The sequence below is a fragment of the Wenyingzhuangia gracilariae genome (assembly GCF_056387575.1).
On record NZ_CM150748.1, the window covers coordinates 3,308,803 to 3,323,720 of the forward strand.

At 31.4% G+C, this 14,918-nt stretch carries 8 protein-coding genes; all 8 read left to right on the top strand.

The window, feature by feature from the left end; all coding sequences use genetic code 11:
- The 8 genes from ACY2IJ_RS14535 (at window position 1) to ACY2IJ_RS14570 (ending at window position 14,917) form a co-directional block, all read left to right on the top strand.
- Entirely contained in the window at window positions 1-1,047 is a 1,047-nt protein-coding gene (locus ACY2IJ_RS14535) for a hypothetical protein (protein ID WP_476725038.1), read from the top strand.
- Window positions 1,048-1,197: 150 nt separating this feature from the next.
- Entirely contained in the window at window positions 1,198-3,648 is a 2,451-nt protein-coding gene (locus ACY2IJ_RS14540) for a glycoside hydrolase family 2 TIM barrel-domain containing protein (RefSeq protein WP_476725039.1), read from the top strand.
- Between the two features lie 10 nt (window positions 3,649-3,658).
- Window positions 3,659-5,122, top strand: a complete 1,464-nt coding sequence (locus tag ACY2IJ_RS14545; protein WP_476725040.1) for a twin-arginine translocation signal domain-containing protein — start codon at window positions 3,659-3,661, stop codon at window positions 5,120-5,122.
- 47 nt (window positions 5,123-5,169) lie between these two features.
- The gene (locus ACY2IJ_RS14550) at window positions 5,170-7,638 is read left to right on the top strand and encodes a glycoside hydrolase family 5 protein (RefSeq protein WP_476725041.1); all 2,469 of its coding nucleotides are present in this window, start codon (window positions 5,170-5,172) and stop codon (window positions 7,636-7,638) included.
- A gap of 110 nt (window positions 7,639-7,748) precedes the next feature.
- Window positions 7,749-9,272, top strand: a complete 1,524-nt coding sequence (locus ACY2IJ_RS14555; protein WP_476725042.1) for a sulfatase family protein — start codon at window positions 7,749-7,751, stop codon at window positions 9,270-9,272.
- A 78-nt stretch (window positions 9,273-9,350) separates the two neighbouring features.
- A complete protein-coding gene (locus ACY2IJ_RS14560; protein WP_476725043.1) occupies window positions 9,351-10,886 on the top strand; it encodes a sulfatase family protein in 1,536 nt (511 codons plus the stop codon).
- A 60-nt stretch (window positions 10,887-10,946) separates the two neighbouring features.
- Window positions 10,947-13,412: a beta-galactosidase GalB gene (gene galB, locus ACY2IJ_RS14565; RefSeq protein WP_476725044.1), complete on the top strand. Its 2,466-nt coding sequence runs from the start codon at window positions 10,947-10,949 to the stop codon at window positions 13,410-13,412.
- Window positions 13,412-14,917, top strand: coding sequence for a sulfatase family protein (locus ACY2IJ_RS14570; protein WP_476725045.1), 1,506 nt, complete (start codon window positions 13,412-13,414; stop codon window positions 14,915-14,917). Before galB ends, ACY2IJ_RS14570 begins: the two co-directional genes overlap by 1 nt.
- Window position 14,918 lies beyond the last annotated feature (1 nt).

Consider the following 14,918-nt stretch of genomic DNA (forward strand, 5'->3'; position numbering starts at 1 on the left):
ATGATTAATTTTAGACTTATAGTGCTTGTCGGTGTATTCCTTCATAGCCTTACCAGTTATGCTAGTAAAGGAGTATTAAGTGTTGACGGAGAAAAAATTCTATATAATCAAAAAAAAATAAAGCTTGTAGGGCTTAGATGTTCTAATGCTTTGTTAAGTAATAAGAGTACATATGATTTAATTTCTAATTTAGACTCATATAAAAGTTATGGATTAAATACTATTTCCATTTATATAATGGGTTCTAGGTTTGGTGATGTAAAAGGATATTTGCCCAATGGTGAAATGAATCCAGTTTATAAAAAAAGATTAAATAAAATTCTCTTAGAAGCTGATGAGAGAGAAATGATTGTAATTGTAGGTTGTTTATATTGGGGAACTTCTAAAGCGAAGGAAGAATTACTAAAATGGAAACAGAAAAACGCTAACAGAGCAGTATCTAATACTGCTTCATGGCTTAAAAAGAAAAAATATCAACATGTGATTTTAGATCCAGATAATGAAGGTATGGCGGTGAGAGAGATGAAATGGCAAATAGAACCACTCATTCAAGCTGCGAAGAAAGCAAACCCTAATCTACTAGTAGCTAATAATACTAGAAAAAAATCAATTAGTGAAGACCTGAATATACATTTTGCTAAGCCTAAACCAGGAAAACCGTGGTTAGAAAGCGAGTCAACACCTAAAAAAACACCACTTAGAAGTTATTGGTATACATATAGCAGACAAACATATGATAAAGATAGTACTTTCTACAATTATTCCAGAATTGGAAGATATACTATAGAGATGAAAAAAGATCAATTAAAAAAAACAAAAGAATTGATAGAAAATTCTAATGGTCTTTTATTAGCTTCTACATGGTTGCAATGCGGCTATAATGAAAACATTAAAGGTCCTTTTTATAATGTAGGAGGTATGTCTAATTTAGGTTCAGGAAAAAAATTACACGATAAATGGAATAAAGATATAGATAAGATTCATAAAGAGGCTGGAATTTTATGGTGGTTAGATTTCATAAAATCAAAGTGTAAAATTAATGAGTAGAATAAGAAAATATTTAATATAGAGAGGGGATAATTTATTTCTTATAGTAAAGTATAAACCATTAAACAAATAAAATATATAGAGTGAAGAATAGATTATTATGATATTAAAAAGACATAATCTTTATCTCTAAAAATAAACATTGTTAGTATGAAAAAAATAATTTACATATTATTAATAACGACTTCTTGTTTTGGACAAATAAGTTCGTTAGTTAAAAGAAAAACTATAGATAAAAATTGGTTATATTTAGAAAAAAACACGAAGCAATTACCTATAGAAAAAGATGATGAGTATCAAAAAGTAAATATACCACATACTTGGAATGCTATCGATGGGATTACTCAAAAAGAATATAGAAAAGCTAGTTCTTGGTATAGAAAGTATTTAAATTTTACTAAAGAAGATTTGTCTAAAAGGATTTATATCCGTTTTGGAGCTGCAGGACAAGAAGCAAAAGTATTTATAAATGGAGAAGAGATTGTACATCATTTAGGTGGATATAGTGCTTTCTCATGTGAATTAACAGAAAATTTGTCAATAGGGACAAATAAGATAGATGTTTGGGTAGATAATAAAAAGAATAAAAAGCTAGCTCCTTTAAGTGCTGATTATAATTTTTATGGAGGTTTATACCGTTCAGTAGAATTAATCATAGCTCCTAAATTAAGTTTTGCTAAAAATTATATAGCCAGTTCTGGGGTACGAGTTTGGAGTGAGAATGTAAGCGATAAAAAATCAGATATTAAAGTAAAAGCTCTAATTGATAATGGTAATAAAGAAAATACAGATGTTGTTGTTGTTGTTAAAGTAATAAATCCAGAGAATAAAGTAGTCTCTAAAGGAAAGAAAAAGATTACAGTCGTGTCTGGTAAAGTTACCTCTATTAATATTCCTATGTCTGATATATCCAAACCTGATTTATGGAGTCCTGAAAACCCAAATTTGTACAAAGTAAATATAAAATTATATAAGAATAAAAAAATAGTTGATGTTGTAGAAATAAATCACGGGTTTAGATGGTTTGAGTTTACAGCTAATAAAGGATTTTTTTTAAATGGAAAATCATATAAGTTGAAAGGAATTAATAGGCATCAAGATTATTATTTAGAAGGTAATGCAGTAAATTCAAATAGGCATTTAAATGATATTGAATTTATTAAAGAATTAGGTGTAAATTGGTTGCGTTTAGCACACTATCAACAGGATGATTATGTGTTAAAATTATGTGATTCCTTGGGGATTTTAGTTTGGGAAGAAATACCTTATGTTAACAATACCTCTAAAGAACCAGAGTTTGAAAGTAATTTAAAATCAATGTTAAAGGAATTAATTACACAACATTTTAATCACCCGTCTATTATTTTATGGGGAATGGGTAATGAAGTATGGCTAGGAGATAGAGGAGATGGTAAGTCAGAAAATTATGATATGATCTCTAGGCTTAACAACTTTATTCATAAAGAAGACCCTATTCGAAAAACTGTTTTTGTAAATGGAGATAATAATAGGCCTATAGATCTACAAGTAATTAATATTCCAGATGTTTTTGGATATAATTTATATAGAGGTTGGTATGGTAGAGATTATAACACTTTGACAGAAAGATTGAATGAAATTCATACTAAAGCTCCAAAAAGACCGATTATTCTTTCTGAATTTGGTGCAGGTTCTGATGTTAGAATTCATTCTGAAAAACCACATAAGCAGGATTTTAGTATAGAATATCAAAATAAATTCATTCTAACTTATTTAGAGAAAACGGATAAACTTAAGTGGTTAAATGGTATTAATTATTGGAGTTTAGCTGATTTTGGAGCTGCACATAGAAGTGATTCTAAACCTCATATCAATCAAAAGGGGCTATTGACTTTTGATCGTAAGAAAAAGGATGCATTTTATCTTTTAAAATCAAAATGGAGTAACAACCCTGTTGTATACATAGAATCTCCTTATTGGAAAGAACGTTCGGGAAACCCAAATAAAACGTATCGTGTTTTTTCTAATATGGAAGAGGTAACATTATATCATAATGGAAAATCTTTAGGAAAACAAAAAAGTGATTTTGTGTGGGACTTAAAGCTAGTAGAAGGTAAAAACACTTTGTTAGCCAAAGGAGTTTCAGGAACTGTTAAAAAAGAACATACGTTTAATTTAACTTACCAAAAAGAAAAGCCAACTTATAAAGTAACAGCTAGCTCATCGTTGTCAAATCATCCAGTAGAATATATTGTAGATAAAGATTACGAAACTTATTGGAGTACTACCAGTAATAGTGTAGTAGAATTAGATTTGGATAGAATTTCTTTAGTGAATGGAGTTGTAATGCATGTACATAGAACTAAAAAAATTAAAAGTTATAAAATAGAAATTAAAGGATCTGTAGATGGAGTTTTGTGGAAATCTCTTTGGGCAGGAAAAACAGAAAGATCTAAACAAAACATCTTTTTTGCTAAACAAGCAGAAGTAAGATATTTAAAAATTGAATCTAAGGGTAACAATTTTGATAAAACAAATAATTTCTCTGAAATAGAGCCGATTATTACCTTAGAGAAACGTGAGCTAAACTTGTACGAAAAAATTGGAGCAGGAAAAGATTAATTATTAAATCATGAATAATAGAAGAAATTTTTTAAAAAAAGTAGGATTAGGAACTGTGGCAGTTGCAGGAATGTCTGCAAGTGCAATGGAAAAATTAACAGCTATTGATGGAAGTTTATTATTTCACGATAACATTGTTAAAGGTGATGGAAAGCAATTAAAAATAAAAGTTACAGCACCCTTGTTTTGTCCGTATCATAGTATCGGGATTGGTGTTGAAGGTGAAAAAGGAGGTAATTCGTATTATTATTTAAATACTCCTTTTGAGCACAATCCATTTACGATTGAAGCATCTGGTATGTCAGGTTCTCCTGTAATTAAAGATGCTAAAGGGAAATTTGTAGGATTTATGACTATGCATGGTTTTGAAAATTCTACTTATAGTTTTGATGGTAGAGAAACCTTAACAATCAATATTCCTGAAGGTCAAGAAGTATTTGTAGATGAATCTGGTAATGGTGATGAAGCTTGGAAAGAGTACAATACCATCATGATGAAAAGGTTAAATATTAACCCTTATAAACAAACTCCTAAATTTTGGGAAGATGTAGAATATTGCACGTGGTCAGAACAAAAATATTTATCAACCAAAAGACACGAACATTTTCATTTGCTAACGCATGATTTTGTGAAAAATTACTTGGATAAAATTATAGAATTTGGCTATCCAAAAGGGAAAATGACTTTAGATCACGGCTGGGGAATGTTTCCTGATGGAAGTATCAATTCAGGTTTTGGTTCTTGGGTTCCAAACCCAGAAAAGTTTCCAAACTTTAGAAAAACAATGGATATGATTAACGAAAAAGGATTTACTCCTGGATTGTGGATTGGATTTCCTAAAATTCATAAAAATAGTTTGGCAGCCCAACAATATCCAGAGTTGTTAGGAAACTTTAAACAAGGGTCCAAAGCAGATAGAAAAGATGATATTCAGTGGTTAAACGGAAAATCGGATATTTTTGACTATGCTACAGAAGTTATATCTAGATTTCATAGTATGGGAGTCATGAAATTTAAAATAGACATGTCTTACAATACAAAATCAGACATGTTAGACATTCATAAAGCGTTGTACAAAGCCGCTAAGTTGATTGATCAGAATATTGAAATGGAGTTTCATGTACCTGATATCTTTTTTGCCAAACATGCAGATGTAGTAAGAACCAATGATGTATGGTTAAAGGATAATTACAATTGGCAAGGACGTGTAAAAACGCATTATGAAATTTGTTATAAATCGTCACCAGGTCGAGGAATAAATTTAGATCACATTGGAGGTAATGATACAGGAGCTATTACCGAAAAAAAGTTTTTAGAACATTTAGAAATGTATAAAAGCAAAAAAGGCTATCCGTTAGTATCTGTTTTACCACATCACTTTGGAAAAAAATGTATAGCAAAAACTGGAGAATATTTATGGGAATATGAAAAAGGTCCTAAAAATATATTGTCAGATTTTTATAAAAAACAATAATGGTAAAAAACAGAATAATTTTTATTTGTATTTTTTGCTTGGTAAAGATGGCTACATATGCACAATCATCAACTTATATAGATGATAAAGGTGTTATGCGTTGGGCTAAAAATAAACAAGAGGTTTGTGTTTTTGGAACAAATTATTCGGTGCCTTTTTCATATTGGAACTATAGAGAACCTTTAATTAAAGGAAGATATAAAGAAGCTATAGATCAAGATGTGTATCATATAGCTCGTTTAGGCTTGGATGGATTTAGAATTCATGTTATGGAATCTTTTATAGCTGATGAAAATGGAAATCTAAAAAACAATATTCATTTAGATTTGTTTGATTATTTACTCTTTAAGTTAAAAGAAAAAAACATCAAAATGTATATAACTCCTATGTATTTAGGAGAATCTAAAGGAGGTAGTTTTACAGACAAATACAATTTTAATGCGGGTTGTTTGTCTAATCAAGCTGCTTATCCTGCACAAGAAAATTATTTAAAGCAATTTCTATCTCATATAAACCCATATACAAAAATTGCTTATAAAGATGATGCTGATATTATTGCTATTGAAGTAGTTAATGAGCCTAAACATTTTAAATATCCAGAGCTAGTTATTCCTTATATTAATAGAATGATTGCCGCTATAAAAAGCACAGGATGTGATAAACCCATATTGTACAATATGACTACCTGTGTAGATCAAATAGATCAAGTTTTAGCATCAAATGCTGAAGGAGGAAGTTTTCAATGGTATCCAACAGGTTTAACAGCTAATCACGAACAAAAAGGAAATTTATTACCTAATGTAGATCAATATTTAATACCGTTTGACCAAAGGTTAAAAAAGGCTAAAAGACCTAAATTTGTATATGAATTTAGTCCAGCAGACACTAAAGGAGCTTATATGTATCCTGCTATGGCAAGAAGTTTTAGAGAAGCAGGTTTTCAGTTTGCAGCGCATTTTGCCTATGATCCTTTACATGAGGCACATACAAATATAGAGTACAAAACTCATTTTTTTAATATAGCCTATACCCCAAAAAAAGCAATAGGAATGATGATTGCTTCAGAGGTGTTTCATGAACTTCCTCTAGAGAAAAGTTACGGAAGATTCCCTTTAAATAATAAATTTGAGTCTTTTTCTTTGAGTTATGAAAGTGACTTGGCAGAAATGGTCACGAATAAAAAATTTCTATATAGTAATAATACAAAGTCAAAACCTAAAAATCCAAAAGAACTAGAATTGATAGCTGGTGTAGGAAGTTCTCCATTAATTCATTACAATGGAAGCGGAGCCTATTTTTTAGATAAATTAGAAGATGGAATTTGGAGATTAGAACTTATGCCGGATGCACATTATGTTGCAGATCCTTTTTTTGTTCCTTATATAAATAGAGAAGTTGCCGTAACAATTTCGAGAGAGCATACGATACAAATTAAGCTTCCTGACTTAGGGGATAATTTTAAATTAAAAGGTTTAAATAAAGGAAATTATATAGAAGTAATAGCAAATAAAGCCCTTGTGAAAGTAAAACCAGGTGTTTATTTGTTATCACAAAAGGATAAAAAATATGTGCCAAATAAAAAGTTAAAAGAATTTTACATTCCAACAAATAAAATGCTTCAAAAAAGCTATTTGTTGCATCAACCACCTTTGACAATATCAAAAGGAGAAAATTTAAGATTAGAAGCAGATATTATTTCAAACTCTAAGATTGAACAAGTAGAGCTTGTGGTCTTAAATAATGGTAAACCAGATGTTTTATCAATGCAACAAAAAAGTAATGGATTTACATATGAGTTATTAATTCCTGAAAAATATATTAAAATTTCTAAGTTCTTTAGATATCATATTAGCTACAAAATAAAAGGAGAGTATTATAGTTATCCGGGAGGCAAAAAAGACACATACTTATTAAATAGACGTATTTATAGTGATGATGAAAGTATAGATAAACAGAAGCCTTATAGTATTAGTGTGATGGAATTAAATACTCCAATAACACTTTTTAATGCAACAAAAGATTGGCACCAGATTACAAAAATGACAAGATCTGATAAAATACAAGTATTTCCATCAGCATTTCCTAATCAATATAAAATAAGATTTAAGAATCCAAAAAAAAATAAATTTGGAAATGATTTTACGTTTAAATTTTACTGTGCAGATAAAATAAAAGGCAGAATAAAAGAATTGAAGTTAAAAAAAGAAATAGTTATTAAAGCTCAGGCTACCACTGATGATTTTAGACCTATAAAAATACAACTTTTACTAAAAAATGGAAGTGTTTATTCTGGAGAAGTCAATATAGGAAAGGAATTAAAACAGTATACTGTCTTTTTGCAAGACCTTAAGCCGAATAAGGCTATTCTTTTGCCAAGAGCTTATCCTAAATTTCAGGCTTATAATTTTAAGTCTGCTTTAAAATCAATATTTAATATAGATGAGTTAGAAGCCATTCAGGTTTCAACTTCTATAAAAGAAAAATCAATAGATCTTTATACAGTTAGTTTGCAATAAAAACTGTTTTATTTAAAAAATTAGGAATATTATATTTATTCTGTTTAGATTAAACCAATTGTATAATTAGGTGTCGTATAAAGAGTAATAAACCAATAATTAAAAATTAAATGTATTTAAAAAATCAATTTAAAAAAATAATATTCTTTGGGGGAGTTGCATTGTTTGGCTATTATGCACAAGCAGCCAAAAAAGAACCTATCAAACCCAATATTTTATTTTGTATTGCCGATGATGCTTCTATGAAAAGTTTTGGAACTTATGGTGATTCCTTTATAAACACTCCTGCTATAGATAAGTTGGCAAAAGAAGGATTGACTTTTGAAAACGCATACAATTGCAATCCTAAATGTGCACCTGCAAGAGCGTGTATTGTTACAGGTAAATACAGTTGGCAGTTAAAAGCAGCCACCAATCATTGGCCTAAATTTCCATCAGAGTTTAAGTTTTATCCACACTTACTAATGGAAAAAGGTTACAAAGTTGGGTTTACAGGAAAAGGATGGGGACCTGGAGAATATACAACCAAATACAATCCTGCAGGACCAGAATACAATAAGCACAAATTAAAACCGCCTCACAAAGGAATTAGTAATATTGATTATGCAGCCAATTTTGAAGCTTTTTTATCAGAAAAGAAAAAAAACGAATCTTTTTGTTTTTGGTTAGGAACCAAAGAACCTCATCGTTTTTACGAGTTAGATTCATGGAAAAAAGAAGGAAAGAAATTAACAGATGCTAAAGTACCACCCTTTTATCCAGACAACGTAACGGTAAGAGGAGATATTTTAGATTATGCTGTAGAAGTTGAATGGTTTGATTTTCATGTAGGAAAAGCCATCAAATCTTTAGAAAAAAGAGGATTGTTAGAAAACACATTGGTAGTGATTAGTTCAGATCATGGAATGCCGTTCCCTAGAGTAAAAGGACAAATATATGAAGAAGGTTTTCATGTACCATTAATTGCTTATTGGAAAGGAAAAATCATCAAAGGTAGAAGAGTAGAAGATTTTGTAAGTTTTCCAGATATTGCTCCAACATTTATGGAAATAGCAGGTTTTAAACCACATGATCAAATGACAGGAAAGAGTTTTGTAGATATTTTATTTTCAAAAAAATCTGGACAAATAGATGTTACTAGAGACCATACTCTTTTAGGGAAAGAAAGACACGATATTGGTCGTTCTAATGAAGATGGAACCGACTTGTCGTATCCTGTAAGAGCTATTAGAACCAAAACATATTTGTATGCACATAACATTCAACCTGAAAGATGGCCTGTTGGAAATCCTGAATATGGTTTTAGAAATGTAGATGGTTCACCAACAAAAACATTTTTAATGAACATTGACCCATACGATAATGATTATCGTTTTTTTGAGATGAGTTTTGCTAAAAGACCAGAAGAAGAATTGTATAATATTCAGAAAGACCCTCATTGTATGGTGAATTTAGCTACGCTTCCTGCTTACAGAAATACATGTAAAGAGTTACGTGCTCAAATGGAAAAAGAATTGATAGCACAAGGAGACCCTAGAATGTTAGGGAATGGAGAAATTTTTGATCATTACCAGTATTATGGAAAAAGATTAAATTATAAAACAGGTGAAAGAATGCCTGCCATTAAAGATTAAGTATACAAATAATATTTGATTACTTCTGTATTAAATACTGCATGAATATTTCTCTTAATTGAAATAAATAGTAAAATAATGAAAACGAAAATTTATAGACTATTGTTGGTAATCATAACACCAACAATAGTTTTATCATCTTGTAAAACAAGTACTAACTCTTCTAAAAAAGTTGAAAAAAAGCCTAATATTTTATGGATTATAGCTGAAGATTTGTCCCCTTATATGGGATGTTATGGAGATTCAATCAATCAAAGTCACACACCTGTAATAGACCAATTAGCTAAGGAAGGTGTTCTATACAAGAGAGCTTATGCTACAGCTCCTGTTTGTTCAGCAAGTAGATCTGCCTTAATTACTGGAGTTATGCAAACAACCACAGGGACACATAATCATAGGTCTAGTAGGTTTACTAACGGAAAAATTGTACCCGATAGTTTACGTATTTTATTGCCAAAAGGAATGAAGACAATTCCTGAATTAATGAAAAAAGCAGGATACTTTACCTTTAATAGTGGTAAGGATGATTATAATTTTCATTATGATAGAAGATCGCTTTATGATGTAGGAACTAAAGATGATTATATAGCTGGAATGAATGGTTGGCAAGGGAACTTTGCTAAAGATTTTAAAACGGTTAAAAAATATGTATGGAGTTCTAGAAAAGATAAGAATCAGCCATGGTTTGGTCAGGTACAGATAGATGGTGGTAAAAAAGATGATAAATATGTTCGTAAAGGTGAGAAACTGGCTGTTAATGATGTGCCATTGCCTCCATATTTCCCTAATATCCCTTCACAAAGAGAGGCTTGGACCAAACATTACAATGCCGTTAGAGGTTCTGACGTTACAGTAGAACATATTTTAGAGCAATTAAAGGCTGACGGTGAATTAGAGAATACAATCATATTTTTCTTTTCGGATCATGGAAGTCCAACTTCATTAAGACACAAGCAATTTTGTTACGAAGGAGGAATGCAAGTTCCTTTAATTGTTAAAGGAAGTCATCCAAGTATTGAAAAAGGTACAGTGGTAAATAAATTGGTTTCATTGTTAGATGTATCTGCTACAACATTAGCATTAGGAGGAGTAAAACTGCCAAACTATTTAGATGGACAAAATTTATTTGCTAAAGAATTTAATGGTTCTAAATATGTAATAGGAGCAAGAGATAGATGTGATTATACAATTGATAAAATTAGAACAGTAGTTTCAGAAAGTTATAGATTGATTAAAAATTATTACCCTAACAGGCCTATGTTACAAGCAGGTTATAGAGATAATAGACCTATTGTTACGGAATTTAAAAAAGCGTATAAAAATGGTCTTTTAACAGAATATCAAGAAAAACACTGGTTTGGTGTAAGACCTGTTTATGAATTGTATGATTTAAAAAAGGATGTGCATCAAATGAACAATTTGGCAGAAAATCCTATGTATTCAAGTGTTTTAAAAGAACATCAAGAAGTATTGGAAAATTGGGTGATTGAGACAGGAGATAAAGCACAAGGACAAGAGTCAGCAGCTCAATTAAAAGCTACATATGATTTATGGAAAGATGTACCTCGTTTTAAAAACGCAAAAATAAATTCAGAATACGATCAGTTTAAGTAAATTTTTAATCTTATACTAATTAATACAGTATTTGTTGTAAGATTTAATGAATAAAAAAATATGAATAAAAAAAAACAAATTTTAGCATTACTATTCTTTTATGTAGCTTTTACCTCTTTTGCACAAAGAGAAACTACATCTTTTAATGAAAATTGGAAATTTGCTCGTTTTGGAGAAATGTCAGATGGTACTACCAAGGCAGAACCTAAAGATCTAGATGAAGTAACTTATGATGACTCCAATTGGAGAGTCTTAAACCTACCTCACGATTGGGGAATAGAAGGTCCCTTTAGAGCAGATTTACCTAATCAAACAGGAAAGTTGCCATGGGCAGGAATAGGGTGGTACCGTAAAGTATTTACAGCTACAGAGTCAGACTTATCTAAAAAAGTATTTGTAGAGTTTGATGGAGCCATGTCTAACACATCTGTTTTTGTAAACGGAGGTTATGTAGGAGAGTGGGCTTATGGATACTCTTCTTTTAGATTTGAAATTTCTCGTTATTTAAAACAAGGAAACAATACCATTGCTGTAAGATTAAATAACAAAGCAGCATCTTCTCGTTGGTATCCGGGTGGAGGAATTTACAGAAATGTACGCTTGGTAAAAACCAATCCAACTCATATAGCACATTGGGGAACTTTTGTAACCACACCTAATGTTTCTAACAAAGAAGCTACTGTAGAAATTACAACAGAAGTTGTTGGAGATAAAAAAGATGTTCAGGTAATGCATGAAATTTATACAACAGGTAAAAATGCAGTAAAAGTAGCAGAGCAAAAAATACCATACTATCAACCAAGTAGCATAACCATTTCGAATCCAAAATTGTGGGATTTAGAAAATCCAAATTTATATACCTTAAAAACTACTTTAACTAAGAACGGAAAAATTTTAGATGTTTATAACACCACTTTCGGAATTCGTTCTATAGAGTACAATGCCAATGGTTTTTTCTTAAACGGGAAAAAAGTAAGAATGAATGGTGTTTGTCAACATCACGATTTAGGACCTTTGGGAACGGCAGTAAATGTAAGAGGAATAGAACGTCAAATAGAAATTTTAAAATCTTTTGGAGTCAATGCCATTCGTACTTCTCACAACCCACCAGCTCCAGAATTTTTAGAATTGTGTGACAAAATGGGAGTTTTGGTACAAGTAGAAGCTTTTGATGTTTGGGGAAAGAAAAAAGTAGATAACGATTACGCTTCTTTATTTGGTGCTTGGCACGAAAAAGATTTGATCACGATGGTAAAAAGAGATCGTAATCATCCGTCTGTAGTTATGTGGAGTACAGGAAATGAGTTGATCGAGTTAAGAGAAGCAAACGATGCTCCTTTGGCAGCTAAATTGGCTGATATTATTCGTTCTGTAGATACGACTAGACCTACTACATTTGGAAACAGTAGACCCGAGGCTGCTACCAATGGTTTTCAATTTACAGCAGATGTTTTTGGATTTAACTACAAACCACACATGTATAAAGAGTTTAGAAAAGAAAATCCAAACATGCCATTGTATGGAAGTGAAACTGCTTCTACAATTAGCTCGAGAGGAGAATACTTTTTTCCTGTAAACTTTGATGATAAAAAACAAGGAAACGGAGGTTTCTTTCAAGTAAGTAGCTACGATTATTCGGCTCCAAATTGGGCAGATATCCCTGAAAAAGATTTTGAAGCAGAAGATAAGTTCCCTTGGTTGTTTGGTCAGTTTGTATGGACAGGGTTTGATTATATTGGAGAGCCTACACCTTATAACAAAGACAAAACCAACTTGTTAAACTTTTCTGATCCTAAAGAAAAAGCTAGAATGAAAGCCGAATTGGCTAAAATGGGTAAACAAATTCCACCACGTAGTTCTTATTTTGGAATTGTAGACTTATGTGGTTTCCCTAAAGACAGATATTATTTGTATCAATCTAAATGGAGACCAGAATTACCAATGGCACATATTTTACCACATTGGAATTGGCCAGAAAGAGTAGGGAAAGTAACTCCTGTATTAGTTTATACTTCTGGTGATGAGGCAGAACTGTTTTTAAACGGTAAATCTTTAGGGAGAAAAAAGAAAGGTCAATACGAATATAGATTGATTTGGAAAGATGTAGTTTATCAAAAAGGAGAATTAAAAGTAGTTACCTACAAAAACGGAAAAAAATGGGCTACAGAAAAAGTAAAAACTACAGGTACTGCAAACAAAGTTTCTTTAACTGCGGATAGAACTAAAATAAAAGCAGACGGACAAGATTTATCTTTTATAACTGTAGAAATTAAAGACAAAAAAGGACAAACAGTTCCTAGAACTCACAATGTTGTAAGTTATACCATTAGCGGACCTGGAGAAATTGTAGCGGTAGGAAATGGGGATGCTACAAGTCATGAATCTTTTCAAGCTACTACAAGAAAAGTGTTTAATGGAATGGCATTGCTTGTGGTAAAATCTAAAAAAGGAGAAACGGGAAAAATTACAGTAACTGCTGCTTCTAAAGGATTAAAACCTACAAAGATTAAGTTGATTACAGAATAATGAAAACAATAAAAAAATATATCAGTTATGCCTTTGCTGTGTGTATGTGTTTACATGCTGGTTTGATGGCTCAAAATAAAATGCCCAATGTTGTGGTGTTAATGGCTGATGATATTGGTTTGGGAGATTTAAGTTTTTATCAAAAAGAAAGAGGTGTTAAAAAATTAACTGTAGAAACTCCTAATATTGATAAGTTAATCAACCAAGGAATGCGTTTTACCGATGCACATTCACCAGCATCTTTATGTGCACCTACTCGTTTTTCTATGTTAACAGGAAATTATTCTTATAGAAACGCTAAACCTTTTGGAGTGTGGACTCCAAAAGCAGATGCTTTGATAGATAAAAACGGATATACAACCAGTGCTCGTATTGCCCAAAAAGGAGGATACACAACCGCCTTTTTTGGAAAATGGGGGCTGGGTGGTTCTTGGGTAAAAGAACAAGGTAAAAAACAAGATGATGCATATTTAAACGGAGGAGCGTTAAGTTATGGTTTTGAATATGCTTGTGAATTGCCAGAAGGAATTCAGAACGAACCTTATGCTTTTTATGAAAACAGAAAATGGTTGCCGTTAAAATCAAACTCAGTTTTAAAAGAGTTAGATGCCAATCAAACAGGATATGCAACGGCAAAAAAACACAAAACACGTGGCGGATTGGGAGATTCTAATTGGGATCCAAAAGCAGCAGGGAATATTTTAGCACACAAAGCAGTAGCTTATATAGAACGTCAAAAGAAAAACAAACCGTTTTTTATGTATTACTGTAGTCAGGCTGTACACATTCCACACGAACCACCTGCTGTGTTTGATGGTGTTAAAGTGGCAGGAACCACACCTGGAGATCATGGTGATATGATTTTTGAATTGGATTTACAAGTAGGATTAATTGTAGAAGCTTTAAAAAAAACAGGGGCTTATGAAAACACCTTGTTCATTTTTACGTCAGATAATGGAGGTTTGTCTTTTGATCAAGGAATGAAAAAAGCAGGGCATGATACAAGCAATGGATTGTTGGGAAGTAAAGGATCTATTAACGAAGGAGGACATAGAGTTCCCTTTGTTGCAGTTTGGCCAGGAAAAATTAAACCCAATACAATTTCTAACGAACCTATTGTGGGGCAAGATGTAGTGGCTACTTTGGCAGCTTTGTCTCATCAAGAATTAGACAAAACAAAAGTGTTAGATTCAGCGAATTTATTGCCATATTTTAAAGGAATTGCCAAAGGAAAAGCACATACTTATTTAATGCATCAATCTGCAGGAGGACCTAGTTTTGCTTTAAGAGATGGAGATTGGAAATTAATTTTAAAATCAGATGTTAAGAAAAAAGCAAACAAGGTAGGAAACTTAACCAATGTAGCTTTGTTTAACTTAAAGGATAATTTATCGGAAGATGAATCTAAAAATTTAATTAACGATGCAAAATATGCAAAGAGAATTGCAGAAATGAGAGCTAAGTATATTGAACTTAGAGAAACAGGAATAAGTACGGTAAATTAAA

Excerpts from the sequence above, each read along its gene's own strand:
- ACY2IJ_RS14535 (WP_476725038.1), top strand. The coding sequence starts at position 1 with ATGATTAATTTTAGACTTATAGTGCTTGTCGGTGTATTCCTTCATAGC.
- ACY2IJ_RS14540 (WP_476725039.1), top strand. The coding sequence starts at position 1,198 with ATGAAAAAAATAATTTACATATTATTAATAACGACTTCTTGTTTTGGA.
- ACY2IJ_RS14545 (WP_476725040.1), top strand. The coding sequence starts at position 3,659 with ATGAATAATAGAAGAAATTTTTTAAAAAAAGTAGGATTAGGAACTGTG.
- ACY2IJ_RS14550 (WP_476725041.1), top strand. The coding sequence starts at position 5,170 with ATGGCTACATATGCACAATCATCAACTTATATAGATGATAAAGGTGTT.
- ACY2IJ_RS14555 (WP_476725042.1), top strand. The coding sequence starts at position 7,749 with ATGTATTTAAAAAATCAATTTAAAAAAATAATATTCTTTGGGGGAGTT.
- ACY2IJ_RS14560 (WP_476725043.1), top strand. The coding sequence starts at position 9,351 with ATGAAAACGAAAATTTATAGACTATTGTTGGTAATCATAACACCAACA.
- galB (WP_476725044.1), top strand. The coding sequence starts at position 10,947 with ATGAATAAAAAAAAACAAATTTTAGCATTACTATTCTTTTATGTAGCT.
- ACY2IJ_RS14570 (WP_476725045.1), top strand. The coding sequence starts at position 13,412 with ATGAAAACAATAAAAAAATATATCAGTTATGCCTTTGCTGTGTGTATG.